This window comes from Candidatus Villigracilis affinis (assembly GCF_016705895.1).
GTDB lineage: Bacteria > Chloroflexota > Anaerolineae > Anaerolineales > Villigracilaceae > Villigracilis > Villigracilis affinis.
The window spans coordinates 199,135-216,438 of record NZ_JADJKT010000005.1 but is presented as its reverse complement, the minus strand read 5'-3'; the positions used below and the strand labels follow the sequence as shown (position 1 = coordinate 216,438).

At 52.9% G+C, this 17,304-nt stretch carries 13 protein-coding genes; 12 read left to right on the top strand and 1 reads right to left on the bottom strand.

The annotated features are described in order from the left end of the window. Positions 1 to 26 precede the first annotated feature (26 nt). The 3 genes from IPI86_RS03700 to IPI86_RS03690 all read left to right on the top strand — a co-directional run bounded on the left by IPI86_RS03700 (position 27) and on the right by IPI86_RS03690 (position 3,010). On the top strand, positions 27 to 1,016 hold the full coding sequence (locus tag IPI86_RS03700) for a lysylphosphatidylglycerol synthase transmembrane domain-containing protein (RefSeq protein ID WP_345296639.1): 990 nt from the start codon (positions 27 to 29) through the stop codon (positions 1,014 to 1,016). Beyond that, the gene (locus IPI86_RS03695) at positions 1,013 to 2,038 is read left to right on the top strand and encodes a GDP-mannose 4,6-dehydratase (RefSeq protein ID WP_345296638.1); all 1,026 of its coding nucleotides are present in this window, start codon (positions 1,013 to 1,015) and stop codon (positions 2,036 to 2,038) included. The genes IPI86_RS03700 and IPI86_RS03695 overlap by 4 nt, the downstream gene beginning before the upstream one ends. A 159-nt stretch (positions 2,039 to 2,197) precedes the next feature. Next, positions 2,198 to 3,010 (top strand): mechanosensitive ion channel, encoded by an 813-nt coding sequence (locus IPI86_RS03690; protein WP_345296637.1) that lies wholly within the window; start codon positions 2,198 to 2,200, stop codon positions 3,008 to 3,010. Between the two features lie 127 nt (positions 3,011 to 3,137). On the opposite strand, the gene IPI86_RS03685 is transcribed toward IPI86_RS03690, so the two are convergent. Beyond that, positions 3,138 to 4,109 (bottom strand): 6-bladed beta-propeller, encoded by a 972-nt coding sequence (locus IPI86_RS03685; RefSeq protein WP_345296636.1) that lies wholly within the window; start codon positions 4,107 to 4,109, stop codon positions 3,138 to 3,140. A gap of 73 nt (positions 4,110 to 4,182) precedes the next feature. Between IPI86_RS03685 and IPI86_RS03680 the strand changes: the two genes are divergently transcribed. From IPI86_RS03680 to IPI86_RS03640, 9 genes are all read left to right on the top strand, one after another. Continuing rightward, positions 4,183 to 5,346 (top strand): glycosyltransferase family 4 protein, encoded by a 1,164-nt coding sequence (locus tag IPI86_RS03680; RefSeq protein ID WP_345296635.1) that lies wholly within the window; start codon positions 4,183 to 4,185, stop codon positions 5,344 to 5,346. Between the two features lie 5 nt (positions 5,347 to 5,351). Beyond that, positions 5,352 to 5,567 carry a PLDc N-terminal domain-containing protein gene (locus IPI86_RS03675; protein ID WP_345296634.1) on the top strand — a complete coding sequence of 72 codons (216 nt, stop codon included), beginning with the start codon at positions 5,352 to 5,354 and terminating at the stop codon, positions 5,565 to 5,567. Next, positions 5,564 to 6,322: a class I SAM-dependent methyltransferase gene (locus IPI86_RS03670; RefSeq protein ID WP_345296633.1), complete on the top strand. Its 759-nt coding sequence runs from the start codon at positions 5,564 to 5,566 to the stop codon at positions 6,320 to 6,322. The genes IPI86_RS03675 and IPI86_RS03670 overlap by 4 nt, the downstream gene beginning before the upstream one ends. 51 nt (positions 6,323 to 6,373) lie before the next feature. After that, complete coding sequence (locus IPI86_RS03665) at positions 6,374 to 7,087, top strand: class I SAM-dependent methyltransferase (RefSeq protein ID WP_345296632.1); 714 nt, start codon at positions 6,374 to 6,376, stop codon at positions 7,085 to 7,087. Positions 7,088 to 7,113: 26 nt separating this feature from the next. After that, positions 7,114 to 9,309: a glycosyltransferase family 39 protein gene (locus IPI86_RS03660; RefSeq protein WP_345296631.1), complete on the top strand. Its 2,196-nt coding sequence runs from the start codon at positions 7,114 to 7,116 to the stop codon at positions 9,307 to 9,309. A 510-nt stretch (positions 9,310 to 9,819) separates the two neighbouring features. Next, on the top strand, positions 9,820 to 11,382 hold the full coding sequence (locus IPI86_RS03655) for a glycosyltransferase family 39 protein (RefSeq protein ID WP_345296630.1): 1,563 nt from the start codon (positions 9,820 to 9,822) through the stop codon (positions 11,380 to 11,382). A 30-nt stretch (positions 11,383 to 11,412) separates the two neighbouring features. Further along, a complete protein-coding gene (locus IPI86_RS03650; RefSeq protein ID WP_345296629.1) occupies positions 11,413 to 16,317 on the top strand; it encodes a DUF2298 domain-containing protein in 4,905 nt (1,634 codons plus the stop codon). Then, complete coding sequence (locus tag IPI86_RS03645) at positions 16,314 to 16,670, top strand: DUF952 domain-containing protein (protein WP_345296628.1); 357 nt, start codon at positions 16,314 to 16,316, stop codon at positions 16,668 to 16,670. Before IPI86_RS03650 ends, IPI86_RS03645 begins: the two co-directional genes overlap by 4 nt. Then, positions 16,667 to 17,284: an N-acetyltransferase gene (locus tag IPI86_RS03640; protein WP_345296627.1), complete on the top strand. Its 618-nt coding sequence runs from the start codon at positions 16,667 to 16,669 to the stop codon at positions 17,282 to 17,284. The genes IPI86_RS03645 and IPI86_RS03640 overlap by 4 nt, the downstream gene beginning before the upstream one ends. Positions 17,285 to 17,304 lie beyond the last annotated feature (20 nt).

The following is a 17,304-nucleotide window of genomic DNA, read 5'->3' as shown; positions in this document are numbered from 1 at the left end:
GTGCTCCTTTGTGGTTGTGGTGAAAAATGAAAGATGTAAAGAAATGGCTGCCCGGCGCTCTGATCAGCATTGCATTGATCGCGGCGATCCTGTATTTTGTCGATTTTGGCGCGATGATGGCAGCCATCCGCTCGGCAAATTATTACTTCCTTGCAGGCGCAATGGCCCTGTCCTTTGTGTGGATGCTCGGACGTGCAAAGGTCTGGCAGACCTTGCTGCGGGATAAACCCGCATACCGTGAAGTGCTGTTCGCAACGGGGGAAGGCTATTTGCTCAATAACTTTCTGCCTTTCCGCCTCGGCGAGATCGGACGCGCCTTTCTACTCAGCCGAAAATCGGGGATGCAGTTCGGCGAGATCCTCCCAACCATTTTCATCGAACGCTCCGTGGACCTGGCGTTTTCCGCCGCTCTTTTGCTTGCAGCCCTGCCGTTTGTAGCGGGCGCAGAAGATTCAAAAAGTGTGGGCATCATTGTCGGCCTGGCGGTTGTCGTTGGGTTGATGGCGATGTATTTTGTAGCACGCAATAATCAATGGGCGTTGGAGGTGTTCCATAAGCTGAGTGCGCGCTGGCCGTCTCTGCAAAAATTCGGCGGGTCCTTCCTCGAGTCGTTCTTTGCCGGGCTGGGTGTGCTCACTGATGGGTGGTTGTTCCTGCGTTTCCTGTTTTGGATGACCCTCGATTGGGCGATCGCCCTGTTAAACTATTACCTGATTTTGCGGGCATTCTTCCCGCAGGCGCAGTGGATCTGGGGATTCTTTATCCTCGGGGCCGCGGCGTTTGGCGGCGCGATTCCGTCCCTGCCGGGTGCGGTGGGTACTTTCGATGGTGCGATCGTCGGCGCGTTGACCTTGTTCACCGGCGACCAATCCACGGCACTGGCGGCGGCGTTGGCGGCGCGTTTTTACAACTACCTGAACAGCGGTGTGATCGGCGGCATTGGTTTGCTGCGCGAAGGTCAAACGCTGACAGGAATTTATCAACAGATCAAAGATTTCAGGAAGAAAGACGAATGAAAAAGAATTATCTCATTACCGGCGGCGCTGGATTTATTGGCTCGAACTACGTTCACCGTTTGTTGAAACGTGGTGAGGCCGTGACGATCTTCGATAACCTTGCCCGCGCAGGTGCGCCGCGCAACCTCGAGTGGTTGAAAAAAGAATTTGGCGCGAATGCCTTCGAGATGGTTGTCGGGGATGTGCGCGATGCCGATAGGATCGCTGAAGCAGCCAAAGGCGCGGATGTGATCGTGCATCTGGCTGGCCAGGTGGCTGTCACCACTTCCGTCACAAATCCGCGCGACGATTTCGAAGTCAATGCGCTGGGCACCTTCAATGTTTTGGAGGCCGCGCGTTTGTCGGGCAAAAAACCGATCTTCCTGTATGCTTCCACAAATAAAGTGTATGGCGGCATGGATGATGTGGAAGTGGTGGAGGACGCCACGCGCTGGCATTATAAAGATTTGACCTATGGCGCGCCCGAAACACAACCATTGGATTTTCATTCGCCGTACGGATGCTCGAAGGGAACGGGCGATCAATACGTGCGCGACTATTTCCGCATCTATGACTTGCCGACAGTTGTTCTGCGACAAAGCTGCATTTACGGCCCGCGACAGTTTGGCATCGAAGATCAAGGCTGGCTTGCATGGATGATCATTGCCGCCGTGACAGGCCGCAAGATCACCGTCTACGGTGACGGTAAACAGGTGCGCGATGTGTTGCATGTGGATGATCTTTTGGATGCCTACGATGCCGCCATCGCCAACATCGAAGTTGCGAAAGGGCAGGTTTACAACATGGGCGGCGGCGTAAACAATGTGCTGGCGATCTGGGCAGAGTTCGGCCCGATGATCGAAAGCCTGCTCGGCAAAAAGATCGAAGTGGCGCGCGGCGATTGGCGCCCCGGCGATCAGCGCGTCTTCTATGCCGATTATCGCAAAGCCGAACGCGAACTGGGTTGGAAACCGAAGATCAGCCTCGAAGAAGGCATCGAACGCCTCTTCCAATGGGTGAAGGAAAACAAGGACCAGTTCTAAATTCTTCGCCACAAATACTTAAAGAATAATTCGTGATGCGTTTTTCGAAAACTTCCGAGTTTCAATTTCTCGGAAGTTTTATTTTCATCGCGTTATAATCTGGCTTCCTAGATTCGAATTCAACATCTGCGTAATCTGCAGATGAACTTTGGAGTTTTCATGCAGGAATATCTTTCGCAATTTGCCGCACAATTTGCCGCTTCCATTCCGAACATCGTCACCGCGCTGTTGATCTTTATCCTCAGCCTGTATTTTGCGCGGCTGTTGAGTAATGTTTTGAAACGGGTGCTCTTACGCAGAAAAACCGATTCGGGCGTAACACAACTCCTCACCCAAACCCTGCTATGGACAGTTGTTGTTTTCGGCGCGATCACCGCATTGCAGAGATTTTTCAACGTGACCGCATTCCTGACCGGGTTGGGCATTATCGGTTTTACCGTCGGTTTCGCCCTTCAAAACGTGATGCAGAATTTTGTGTCGGGCATCATCCTTTTGATGCAGCAGCCGTTCAAGGTGGGTGATGAGATCAATGTGCTCAACTTCGACGGTGTGGTTTTGCAGATCAACCTGCGCACCACCGAATTGCATGCGCTCGATGGGCGGATTGTCATTCTTCCAAATGCGGATGTGATCTCACATGCCATCGTCAATTACACGCGAGCCAACCGCCGCCGCGTGGACCTGCCGCTCGTGGTCGCCCATGATTCCAACCTCGAAAAAGTGCGCGCCCTGCTTTTGAGCGTGTTGAAGGATGCGCCCGGCTATGTCATTGCGCCTGCGCCGGAGATCAACTTAAAGAATTTCAACGACACATCCATTGGGCTGACCGCATCGTTCTGGGTGGATACTTCTGTTCTCAAACCTGAACACGCTGCAGATGCCGCGTTGATCCTGATAAAGAACGAATTTGAAAGTAAAGGCATCCAAAGCCCGTTGCCTGCGCAAACGGTTTATCTAAAAACGGAGCAGTAGTAAGGCTTTTGGAAGTCCATGTGTTTTTAAAGCAAAAACGCCAGGACACGAAGACTCAAAGATAAACTTTGTGTCTCTGCATCCTGGCGTTAAAGATTCTACGATATTCTTGAAAAGTCAAAAGCTATTATGGTAGTTTGAAAATCTCCCAGCCGCCGCCCGATTGATTGACAATGACAATCATACCTTTGCCATCCAGTGCAAGGCCAGTGGGACGGCTGAAATACCCGTCGTTTCTGTCTTTATCGGTCCATGACCAAAGCAATTCGCCGTCGTTGGTGAAGGCCTGGATCTGACCGAGGTCATAATCGCTGACATACACCTGCCCCTGAGCATCCACTGCGATGCCTTCAGGGGTTCCCTTTTTCCCATCGGCATTTCGGATGTCCCAGGTTGTGACGAAACTTCCGTCTGCGCTGAATTTCTGCACGTTTTTATTTTCGTAATCTGCGACAAAAACATTCCCATTTTCATCCACTGCGATGCCGGTGGCGTGCTTGAATTTGCCGGTTGTGGAGCCGAGTCCGCCCCATTTCATTAGGAAGTTCCCGTCGTTGTCGAATTTCTGCACGAAGGGATTGCCGTCATCGGTGATATACACGTTCCCATCTTTGTCCACAGCAATGCCAATGGCGCGGACAAATTGCCCATCTTCCGTCCCTTCCGTGCCCCAGGCTGTGACGAAGTTGCCGTCACCGTCGAATTTTTGAATGCGGTGATTGCCGTTATCCACCACAAATACATTTCCTGAAGAATCCACTGCCAGCCCGCCGAAGCCCATTGAATTGAACTCGCCGTTGGCGCTTCCTTTTTTGTCCCATGCGGCGAGCAGGGTTCCGCTCAGGTCGAATTTCAACACGCGCGAATTGCCTGCATCAGAGATGTAAATTTCGCCAGCCTGATTGATCGCAACTCCATAGGGTGATTTTAGGTACAGGTCTCCCGCCTTGCTTACGGTGAGAAAAGGCCCAATTCCCAGATCAGCTGTCGGCGAAGGAGGAATCGGGGTTTCAGTCGGCACGGGAGGCTCGGTTGGGCTGGCACATGCGCCCAGCATGAACATTATGGTCAGTATGAACGTCTTGATGATAAGTTTCATTTGCATTCTCCTGGTAAAGTGAATAAAGTCTTTGCTCGCTCATCTTTCTTATCCATTATAATCTTCTGGCTTTATGAAAATTCTAACCGTACTCACTTATTATCGCCCACACACCTCGGGCCTCACCATTTATGCCGAGCGCCTCGCGCGCGCCTTTGTCAAACGCGGCCATGAAGTGACCGTGATGACCACGCACTACGATCCCTCGCTGCCGCTTGAAGAGATGATGGATGGCGTGAAGGTCATCCGCGTTCCCGTGATCGCGCGTGTCAGCAAGGGAGTGATCGCGCCCACGTTTGGGCTGGTCGCCACGAAGCTGGTCTGGCAGCACGATGTCGTGCAACTGCATCTGCCGCAATTCGATGCGCCCGGCGTTGCCCTGCGCGCGCGTCTGTTCGGCAAGCCTGTTGTCCTTACTTATCATTGCGATGTGCAGCTTCCGCAGGGATGGTTCAACCGTCTTGTCAATTCCGTGCTCGATTTTCAAAACGATATGGCGGGACGCCTTGCGAATCACATCGTGACCTACACACAGGACTACGCCGATCATTCTCCCTACCTCTCGCGCTACGCCTCAAAACTGACCCCGATCCTGCCTCCCGTTGAGCTGCCTGTTCCTGCGCCGGAGGCTGTCTCTGCCTTCGCTGAAAAACATCGCACGAAGGAACATAAACCTGTCATCGGCATGGTCACGCGCTTCGCGTCTGAAAAAGGTGTTGAAGTATTGCTGGAAGCAATGCCTCTTATTTTGAAGAAATATCCAAACGCGCAGGTCTTGTACGCGGGTCAGCACCAGAACGTGATGGGTGAACAGGCTTACTTTGACCGGCTGATTCCCCAGATCCACGAATATGAGATGACCGGGCATTGGACCTTCCTCGGCAATCTCTCTCCCGTTCAACTGGCGGCGCTCTATCCAAACATCGATGTGTTGACCGTGCCGTCGCTCAATTCCACCGAAGCCTTCGGCCTTGTGCAGATCGAGGCGATGATCAACGGTGCGCCGAGCGTGCCTTCTGCTTTGCCGGGCGTGCGCAGACCCGTCCAAATGCATGGCATGGGCGTAGTCTCGGAGATCGGAAACGCGGAAAGTCTGGCCGCATCCATTCTCGAAGTGTTGGATAATCCTCAAAAATATCGCGGCGATGTCGGCGGCATCAAGAAAGCCTATGAGCCTGATTCTGTTGCACAGGAATACGAGAAACTGTTCGAACGTTTGATGAAGAAAGGGAGATAAGTCACATGGAAGAGCTTGGTATTAATACAAACTTCCTTTTGATCCAACTATCTGCCATTGCGGCATTGCTGGTGTTGCCGGTCGCATCCCTGTTCGATGCCGTAAGGAAAAATCTGAACGGCCTTTCGCTTATTGTTTGGGTGCTGCTCATTTGCATGATCCCGGTGATCGGATCGCTCGCTTATTGGATCGTTCGCCCCAAAGGAAATAATTCGTTGTGAATAAAGACTTTCTTTTTCTCCAGATCAGCTCCCTGCCTTATTTTCGTGCCTTTCTGCGTGCGATCGAATCCTCTTATTATCAAGACCTGCCCCTGCCTTCCCCGATCTATGATGTGGGCTGCGGCGACGGTCATTTTGCCTCGCTGACCTTCGACAAAAAATTGGATGTGGGCCTCGATCCCTGGCGTTTTTCCATGCGCGAGGCGAAGAAATACAACGCCTATAAATCCCTCGTCGAAGCGGATGGGGCACGTTCGCCGTTTCCCACGAACCATTTCGAGAGCGGATTAAGTAATTCCGTTTTGGAGCACATTCCGCACATTGACGCGGTGCTGGCTGAAACCGCCCGTGTATTGAAGCCGGGCGCGCCGTTCTATTTTTGTGTGCCGAATACCCGTTATTTTTCCGCGCTTTCGTTGACGAAGGTGTTCGGCAAGCCATATGAAAATTGGTTCCGCAAGATCTCCCGTGTTCACCATGCCGATGAACCCGATGTGTGGGAAAAACGCCTCGAAAAAGCGGGATTCAAACTTGATCGCTATTGGCATTACTTTTCGCCCGCCTCCATGCGCGTGTTAGAATGGGGACACTATTTTGGCCTGCCTTCGCTGGTTTCAAAGGCACTCACAGGGAAATGGATCCTCTCTCCCACGAAATGGAATCTCAGCCTCACGGAAAATTACCTCCGCAAGTACGCCTCCCCTGAGCCCGTGAAGGATGGGACGTTCACTTTTTATATTGCCCGTAAAAAGTAAACAAGTAGATATAGAAATAAGAATTCATCCTTCATCATTTTCCCCCTCCCCATGGCATTCGACGAAAAATACTTCTCCACCCACACGTACGCAAATATCACCTTCGCCAAATACAGCATGTATTGGTGGTCCAACCGATTCTTCGGCATGTTGGCACGCAGATACGGGCGGCGCGGAGCGCGTCTGCTTGAGGTGGGATCAGGCATGGGGCATTTGGTGGGTCAGTTGTCGGCGGCGTTCGAAGCGTACGGCATGGATCTGAATCACTGGGCGGTCAGGCAATCCAAAAAATTCACTGAAGCGGCGTCCCTGCAAACTGCATCCGCGCAGGAACTGCCGTATCAAAATGGCGCATTCAATGTGGTCATCATCAAGCATATCGTTGAACATTTGCCCGACCCTGAAAAAGCCATCCGCGAAATTGCACGCGTCACTGAAAAAGACGGCATTCTCATCCTTGCCACGCCGAACCTCGGTTCGCTGCTCAAGCCGTGGAAGGGCGAAAAATGGATCGGTTATCAGGACCCCACGCACATTTCCCTCAAACAACCCGGCGAATGGCTTGAGATCATTCAGGGCGCAGGCTTCAGCCCGATAAAAGTTTTTTCAGACGGCTTTTGGGATGTGCCATACATTCGTTATGTTCCAAAACAGATTCAGAAGTTATTATTCGGCTCTCTTGGCGGTCTCCAGGCGATAACGGGAATTGTGTTTCTTCCGATGCTCTGGGGTGAGAGTGTTATCGTGATCGCGCGCAAGCAGTAATCCCACAAAAAATTCGGTGAATGTCCATGAGTGAACCCACTGTCCTTGATTATGTGAAATCCATTTTTAAAGATTGGAATTCATTTCAATCTTTTCTTCAGGCGCTTTTCAAACGGGAGGATACAACACAGTGGGCGAAACCCGCTGAGGATGTGACGATCCAACTCTCCCCGGAAACTGATACTGAAATTGTGCAGGAGCCGCCTGCTCCGAAATCCTTCCCGTGGCGGACATTGCTCGTGTTGTTCCTTGCGCTGGCAGGCCAGCAGACGTTCGAGCCGCCCCGCACCAGCATGGCCAACCTCGGCATCGCGCTTTACATTGCCGCGTTTGGCATGGCGATCTGGGCTTACCTGCGCGGTGAATGGACGATGACCCCGGTATCTCAGATCGAACCCGGGCATGAGGATTCTTCCATTCGACGCGGACCGTTCATCCTGGCGATCCTGTTTAGTGCGGCGACCTTTGTGATGATGGGCGGCAATAAATTCACCTCGTTGAACATCACCCTGTGGATTCTTTCCATTGTGTTTTTTCTGCGTGCCTTCTGGCTCAGTGAACCGCGCAGCACATCCCTGCCCCGTTTCGATTTAAAATCCTTCTTCACCAGCACCGAGTGGAATATCCGCATTACGCGCAGTGCCTTGCTGGTGTTCGCGATGATCGCCGTGATCGTATTTTTCCGCACCTATCGTTTGTACGACGTCCCGCCGGAGATGACCAGCGACCACGCCGAAAAATTGATGGACGTGTACGACATCACGCAGGGACAGTTCTCCATTTACTTTCCGCGCAACACCGGGCGCGAGCCGCTTTACATTTATCTCTGCGCTTTGTTCGCGGAGTTGTTCACTGGCACCTCCTTCCTGACCTTGAAGGTTGTGGCGGTGATCGGCGGCCTGCTGACCCTGCCCTACATTTATCTGCTTGGAAAGGAATTTGGCAGTACACGCATCGGCCTGCTGGCTGTGTTGTTTGCGGGAATCGGATACTGGCCGAGCGTGATCGAACGCTTTGGGTTGCGCATCTCTTTCTACCCGTTATTTGCCGCGCCGACCTTGTATTACATCATCCGTGGATTGCGCCGCGAAAACCGAAATGATTTTATTCTGGCGGGCATCGCGCTGGGCATCGGCTTGAATGGGTACACTCCATTCCGCATCATGCCTTTTGTGGTGGTGGCTTTGTTTGGCGTGTACCTGCTGCATGCCCGTGATTGGCAGGCCCGCAAGCAGTCCATGATCTGGCTGGGGTTGCTAGCTTTCACCTCGTTTATCTTCTTTATTCCGCTGGCGCGTTATATGATCGAGTTTCCGGATATGTTCGTGTATCGCGCCTTTTCAAGATTGAGCACGGTGGAACGTCCACTGCCCGCTCCGCTTTGGCAATTGATCCCCTTGAATTTATGGAATGCCGCAAAGGAATTCAACTGGTACAACGGCGATATCTGGGTGCATTCCATCCCCGGCCGCCCCGCGTTGGACATTGTTTCCGGTGCGCTCTTCCTGCTGGGTGTTACTTTGATGTTGATCCGTTACGTCCGCTCGCGCAGTTGGATGGACCTCATGCTTTTGCTGGCGGTCCCATTTTTCCAGATGCCTTCCATTCTTTCGCTGGCCTTCCCCGAGGAAAATCCATCTTTGAATCGGACGGGAGCCGCGATCGTGCCGGTCTTTTTGCTGGTTGCCATCGGGTTGGATACTTTATTGAACAGTATCCACCTTCGGGAAAAAGCGAACGGGGAATCCATCATGAGCGAAAATCGCCGCGCAATGGGTCAGCGTCCGCTTTTGGCGGGGAGCATTTTCATTCTGCTGTTCCTCTTTTCCTTTGCTCAAAATTACAACCTTGTCTTTCACACCTACTACGATCAGTACCGCGCCTCCGCGTGGAATTCATCTGAAATGGGCGCGGTGATGAAAGGCTTTATGGATAGGGGTGGGTCTGTTGACCAGGTCTGGATCGTGCCGTTCCCGTTCTGGGTGGATACGCGTCTGGCACCGTTTTGGGCGGGCGCGCCCGGCAGGGATATCGCCATCGCGCCGGATAATATCCCCGCCACTGTGGAACTTTCAGGTGATAAGCTTTTCATGTTCACGCTGGATGACGCGGTGACGATGTCTGAATTGAAACGCTTGTATCCACAGGGTACTCTGTCTCAATTTCATTCCGCTGTCCCCGCGCACGATTTCTACGTGTATCAAATCCCTGCCTCGCAATAACCTGCGGACTCCAATATCTACGGATGTTGGAGTCTGTCTTTAAAATAATGCAAAACGAATCATCCCTTTTAGAAGCGTTGAAATTGCGCGGCTTTCCCTGGCGGCCTTTGGCCGCGCTTGTGTTGGCATTGACCGCGCAACTCATGCTCGAACCGCCCGCGCGCGGATGGATCAGCATTGCGCTTTACATCGCCGCGATTTGTTTTGTCGTGTGGTCGTTCTTGCGTGGTGAGTGGGCGCTTGCGCGGATGGCGGAAGATATTTACCACGGAGACACGGAAACACTGAGGTTTAAAAGCTTTTTCTCCGTGGCTTCGTGGTTCCGTGGTTCAAAACAGATTTTATTTTTTCTCTCCCTACTGCTGCTTGGCGCGGCGTTTTATTTTTTTCGCGGCAATCAATTCACGGTGTTGAATCTCTCGCTTTGGCTGGCGGGGTTGGCCCTTTTTGTTTTTGGGTTGTGGGACAATCGTCACCAATTCGGGACGACTGAAGTCGTCACTACAGAAAATGGATTGGGAGTGGCTCGCGCTGCTGCTTGCCGTTTTTGCCTTCGCCGCCTTCTTCCGTTTTTATCGTTTGAACGAAGTGCTGGCCGAGCCGTTCAGCGACCACGCCGAGAAACTGCTCGACGTGTACGACATTTCGAACGGCAACACGTCCATTTTTTTTATTCGCAACACCGGGCGCGAAGGCCTGCAAATGTATTGGACCTTCCTCGTTGCGACATTATTCGGCACCGGCATTTCATTTTTGAGTTTAAAGCTCGGCACGGCATTGATCGGCGTTTTTACACTTCCGTTCGTTTATTTGCTGGGCAAAGAGTTTGGAAATCCCGTTGTCGGTTTTTTTGCCATGTTCCTTTTCGGGATTTCCTACTGGATGAATGTGATTGCCCGCATCGGATTGAGATTCCCCTTGTATCCGCTCTTCGCCGCAGGCACGCTTCTTTTTCTGACCCGCGGCCTGCGCACTGCTTCGAGGAATGATTTTCTACTCTGCGGCCTTTTGCTCGGACTCGGCCTGCACGGCTACACTCCGTTTCGCATTATGCCGTTCGTGGTGTTGACTGCATTCACGATTTTTGTTTTGCACAACAATTCGAAGGCGATTCGTGCGCAGGCGCTTCAATGGCTGACGATCGTTGCCGTCACTGCGTTGATGGTCTTTCTGCCGCTTTTGCGTTATTGGATGGAATATCCAGAAGTGTTCGGCCTGCGTGCATTTTCGCGGCTCGACTCAGCGGGAACTTTTGGCTCGCTGGCGGGCGTCTTCTTTTCGAATTTGCTGAATGCCCTGCTCATGTTCAACGTGGATGATGGGAACATCTGGGTGAATTCCCTGCCGCACCGCCCCGCATTGGACGTGGTGACGGGCGCATTTTTTGTGATCGGTCTGGTGTTGTTGATTTTGCGGTATCTTCGTCAACGCGATTGGCGTGATCTGTTCCTGCTGGTTTTGATTCCACTGTTGTTGATGCCTTCGGTGCTTTCGCTGGCTTACCCGGAGGAGAACCCTGCGCTGAATCGCGCGGGCGGCGCTGCGGTGGCGGCGATCCTCGTCAGCGCGATGGCGGTGGAAGGCCTGGTCGTGGGAACTGTCCGTGGCGCTGAATCAGGTCAGGGTCCAGAAAAGAGGCGGGGTTTCATCCCCTATATTTTGGTTGGGATTCTGCTGGCGGCCGCGTCCTTTCAGAATTACGACCTTGTCCTGCGTCAATTTGACCGCTATTTCCGCATCGGCGCGTGGAATTCTTCGGAGATGGGCAGGTCGATCAGGTTTTTTGGCGATGTGTACGGGCGTATGGATACGGCCTGGATCGTGCCCTATGAGCAGTGGGTCGATACCCGCCTGCCCGCCCTGTGGATGGGTATTCCGAACCGTGATTTTGCCCTGTGGCCAGACCAGTTTGCAAGTACGCTGACCCTGCCCGCGCCGAAGATGTTCATCTTCAATTTGCAGGATCTGGACACTAAGAATGCTCTTAAGCAACTCTACCCGAATGGCACATTAAGCAGATATACTTCTGCCACTACCGGCAAGGATTACATGATTTTCTTTGTGGAGGAATAACGCCGTTGGCATGCAACGACGTGAGGTTTTATGACTGAAAAACGCGCATGGCTATATGATGTTCTTTTTGTTTGTGTCCTGCTGATCGCGGGATTTTTGCGTTTGACCGGGGTGGAGTGGGGCGAAGGCTATCACCAGCATCCGGACGAACTGTTCCTGGTGGGTGTGCTCGATAACCTGCGGGCGCACACTTGTGCCGATGAAATTACGCCGGTGGATCTGTGCAAGCCCGAAGACCAGCGCTGGATGACCATTGGCGAATATTTCAGCACCGCCACATCCACGCTCAGCCCATACAACCGTGGACATGCCTTCTTTGTCTACGGCAATCTCCCGATGACGGTCACACGCATTGCGATGGAGATGACCGGCAACGACGACATAGGCAAATCGAAATTCTTTGCGCGGCAATTCTCCGCGCTGGCTGACCTGTTCACCATTTTTATTTTGTATTTGATCGTTTCGAATCTGTACGGACGGCGCGTCGGCCTGTTTGCGGCGACGTTTTCCACATTTGCCGTGATGCAGATCCAGCAGTCGCATTTTTTCACCACTGATCTGTTCGTGAACCTGTTCATGTTCCTGGCGATCATGTTCGCGATGGGGATCGTGGAGAAACGGGAATTGGGAATCGGGGATGGGGAATCGGATACTCTGCAATCGCCGACACCCGATGCCAGATTTCCAAATTATTTACTGCGCCTGATCCGTTCTCCGCTTTTCCTGCTCAGCATTGGGTTTGGCTTTGCGCTTGGCATGGCGATGGCTTCCAAGATCAATGCGGCGGCGCTGGCGATCCTGCTGCCGGGCGCATTCATTGTCCGTTATTTTATGTATGATAAAGATAAGGAAATGAAGGCGGATTACTGGTCACTGGTAATGGTCTTCCTTATCGCAGGCGGACTTGCCACGATCATTTCCTTCCGTATTTTTCAACCGTACGCCTTCAGTGGATTGGGATTGAATCCGCAGTGGGTCGCAAACATCGCCGAACAACGCGTGCAGGCCAATGGCGATGCCGATCTGCCCTGGAATTTACAATGGGCGCGTCGTACACATTTGTATTCCTTCACCAATCTCACTGTGTGGGGACTTGGTCTTCCTCTTGGCATTCTTGCGTGGGTCGGTTTCCTGTTGATGGGCTGGCGCATCCTGCAGGGTGAATGGAAACATCTTCTGCTGTGGGGCTGGACCGCGTTTTACTTCCTCTGGCAATCGCTTCAATTCAATGCGACCATGCGTTATCAACTGCCGGTCTATCCGCTGTTGTGCATGATGGCCGCATGGGCGATCTTTGAAATGGTGAAACTGCGCGAGGAAAAGGAACGATCCAAACTCTTCGAAATTTTCGTTGCCACGATCGGTGTGGTCGTGCTGGTAACGACCACGATCTGGGCATTCGCCTTCCAAAGCATTTACACCCGCGATGAACCGCGCATGGCGGCTTCACGCTGGCTCTTCCAAAATGCGGAGGGACCGGTCAACGTGAAGATCAAGATGGCGGATAATACCATTTACAGCCAGCCTTTGCCTGTCCCCATGGAAATGGGCATTCAGGCGGGTGCTCCGTTCGCGATCACCTTCACCTCCAATCGCGATGGGGAAGTTTCGGATATTGTCATCGGTCATGCGCTGGATCTTGAATCGCCCTCGGCGATCGTTCTGACTCTGGCTTCCGCATCTGCGCCGGACGTTGTGCTGGCGCGGGCCTCCGAGAAAGTGGATTACACAGCGACAAATGATCCGCGCGGACCTGCGGTCGAGTTTGAGCTGGATAACACCGTTCCGCTGGTCAAAGGTCAGGCGTATCTTTTGAAGATCGAAACGCTGGGGCATTTACTCACCTTAAGCGGCGCATCCATTGCCAACGAAACAGGCTATGACTGGGGACTGCCCTTCCGCATCGATGCTTATGATGCCTTTGGCGGCATCTATCGCGGCGACCTGACCCTCGAAGTGTATTGGGACGACAATGCCGATAAAGTGACCCGCTATGTGAGCATGCTTAGCATGGCTGATTACATCGTCATTCCCACCAATCATCAGTACGCGCAGATCACCCGCCTGCCGGAACGATATCCGCTGACGACGTATTATTACCGCGAACTGCTTGGATGCCCGGATGGCAAAGACATCATCGAATGCTATCGCACGGCTCAGCCCGGCCAATACGAAGGAAATTTGGGTTTCGAATTGGCGGCGGTCTTTGAAACGTATCCGCAGTTTGGACCGATTGTCATCAACGACCAGGCGGCAGAGGAAGCATTCACGTTTTACGATCACCCGAAGGTGTTGATCTTCAAAAAGACTGCCGATTTCAATGCGGATAAATTATCCGCGATGCTTAACACGGTGGATCTGACGAATGTTGTCCACCTCACACCGAAGGGCGCCGATGGCTACAAGAGCCTGATGCTTTCTGAAGAGCAATATGCGGCGCAGCGCGCGGGCGGCACATGGTCGCAGTTATTCAATTATGACTGGCTCCAGAACAAATATCCCATCATTGGGCTTTTGCTTTGGTACGCGTTCATCTTCCTGCTGGGACTCTTTGCCTACCCCATCGTGCGGCTGGCTTTGCCGGGCTTCCGTCAATATGCGTATCCGCTGGGGCGCATTGCGGGCTTGTCTCTGCTGGCGTGGATTTCGTGGATGGGCGGCTCGCTGGGCGTGCCGTATACGCGAGTCTCCATCGGGGCGGCGATGCTGGTTATCGCTGTGGCAGGCGTCGGGTTGTGGTGGATGCGCAAAGAACAGTTCAAGAACGAGTGGGATTCCAATCGCAAGTTCTTTACTTTGGTGGAGATCATCTTCGCTGTCTTCTTCCTGATCGATCTGCTCATCCGCTTTGGCAACTCGGACCTTTGGCATCCATCCAAGGGCGGCGAGCGGCCGATGGATTTTTCATATTTCAACGCGATCCTGAAAGGGACGAGTTTCCCGCCTTATGACCCGTGGTTTGCGGGCGGCTATATCAATTACTACTATTACGGTTTTGTGCTGGCAGGCACGCCGGTGAAGTTGCTTGGTATTGTGCCTTCCATTGCCTATAACTTTATTTTGCCCACATGGTTTGCGCTGGTGGCTGTGGGTGCGTTTGCCATCGGCTGGAATTTGTTAGACGACGGACGACAAACCGAAGACCACGATCAACCGTCTGCGGTCAATGGTCGGCTGGCTGCGGGTCTTTCTGCTGCGGTTCTGTCTGTTTTGCTTGGCAATCTCGGCACAATACAGATGATCTTTCAGGCGCTTCAACGTATGGCTGCGCCGGGCGGCATCATTACCGACGCAACCTTTGTTCAGAGATGGATTTGGGCCTTCCAGGGATTCATGATGTCTTTTGGCGCGGCGGCGCTCCCGATCGGGCGCGGGGAATGGTATTGGAATCCGAGCCGCGTGATCCCGCCGGGGCCGGGCAATGAGATCACCGAGTTCCCGCTTTTCACCTTCTTATATAGCGACCTGCACGCGCACATGCTGGTGATTCCTCTGGCCTTGTTCGTGATCGCGTGGGCGCTTTCGTTCGTCAAATCACGCGCGAAATTGAAGCGTGAGGAATGGGTTGTTTCGTTCCTGCTGGGTGCGATGGTGCTGGGTGCGGTGTATCCCACCAACCTTTCGGATTTTTACACCTACCTGCTGCTGGCGATCGCCGCGATCGGATTTGTCATCCTGTTCCGCGCGGACGTCACCATGATGCATTGGCTGGGTGACCTGCCCGATACGGCGCGGCGATTGGGCCTGATGGTTCTAAGCATCGTCGCATTTACTGGATTATCCTTCGCGTTCTATCAACCCTATCGCGGCGCGTACAGCCAATCTTATGGCACACTCGACCCGTGGACCGCTTCGTACACGCCCGTTTCTTCGTATCTCACACACTGGGGCTTGTTCCTCTTTATCATCTTTGCATGGATCGCTTGGGAGACGCGCGAGTGGATGGCGAACACGCCGCTCACATCGCTATCGAAACTGCGTCCGTTTGCCATTTTGATTGAGCTTGCGCTGGCAGGCATCTTTGTCGTTTTGGTTTATTTCGCCTACAAAGGCATTTGGATCGGCTGGCTGGCGCTGCCATTGGCGGCCTGGGCAGGGATTTTACTTCTGCGCCCGAACCTGGCCGATGAAAAACGACTCGTGTTGTTCCTGATCGGCACGGCGCTCGCAATCACCATCGTTGTGGAATTGCGAACCGTGCGCGGCGATATCGGACGCATGAATACGGTCTTCAAGTTTTACATGCAGTCGTGGATCCTGTTCTCGGTCAGCGCCGCGGCGGCTCTGGGCTGGATGTTGAACGACATATCGCGATGGTCTGCAAAATGGCGCAACACAATGCAGGTGATCCTTTCGATCCTTGTTTTTGGCGCAACCCTGTTCACATTCACCGCCACCTCCGATAAGATCACCGACCGCGCGGCCATTGAAACACCGCGTTCGCTTGATGGATTGAACTACATGCAATACGCCAGTTACTTTGACCACGGTCAAAACCTTAACTTGAGCGAGGATTATCGCGCCATCCGCTGGATGCAGGATCATGTTCAAGGTTCACCTGTGATCGTGGAAGCCGCCCCCGCAGGCAGGCAATACGAATGGCATTCGCGCTTCACCATCTACACAGGTCTGCCTGGTGTGGTCGGCTGGCAATGGCATCAACAACAGCAGCGTGTGCTTTTCTCGAATCAGATCATCCAGCGCGGCATCGAAGTGGATGCATTCTATGCCACACTCGACCAGAATGAAGCACAGAAATTCCTTGAAAGATACGATGCGCGTTACATCATTGTCGGTCAACTGGAACAGGCGAAATACGCGCCGCTCGATCCGGGCGTGCCCAATGGGTTGATCAAATTCGATATGTGGAACGGCGTACTCTGGAATGAAGTCTATCGCGACGGCAGTACCGTGATCTATGAGGTGATCCAATGATCCTGCACATTACATCCCGCACTGAATGGAACGAAGCGCAAACGCGCGGCGAATACATCACGCCCACTTTGCAAACCGAAGGCTTTATTCACTGCTCCACCGAAAAACAGGTCGCCCATGTGGCGAATGCTTTTTATCGCGGACGCAATGACCTCGTGTTGTTGAATATCGAAGAAGCAAAACTCGAGCCCAAACTTAAGTGGGAGCCGCCTGCTGGACCTCCCGCCCCGGGCATTTCCGAATTCGATTCATTTCCGCACATCTTTGGCCCGATCAACCTAACGGCAGTCGTCTCTGTGCTGGACTTTGGGCCTGATCCTGCCACTGGAAAATTTATCTTCCCCCAGGCATGATTGCACCAGTCTCCCGAATTCACATCCGCCCCGCGCATGCTGATGATGCTGCGCTTGCCGCGAAGGTCATGTACATGTCGATGGGCGGGCTCGCCGATTATCTTTTCGATGGCGATGCGCGAGCCATTGAATCCATACTTGCGAAATTGTTCGCGCGCAACGCTGGTCGATTTGGCTTTGATGTCGCCGTAGTTGCAGAGTCGGATGTACAACCTGTGGGCATGTTATTTTCCTGCCCTGGCGCAAAGTTATCGCAATTCAACCTTGATGCGCTCCCTCATTTCTTTCCGGTCATGGGGATCAAACATACGCTAAAATTTATATGGCGCAGCGTCACCCTGCCTGGCGGTCCCGAAGCGGAAAAAGACGAATACTACGTCAGTAATCTGGGCATCCTGCCCGAATCACAAGGACATGGTTTTGGCAGAGCCCTACTCGAATACGCAGAACAGGCCAGCCTTGCGAATCATTTACACAAATGTTCACTCCTGGTGGGATTGCATAACAAAAATGCGTTCCACCTTTACCAACGCACAGGCTATCAAGTCGTCGAAACCGCGCATTCCCCGAACGAGCACCTTGCCTATTACCGCATGGTCAAACAGCTTAATTAAAACACTCGCTGAATACTGGA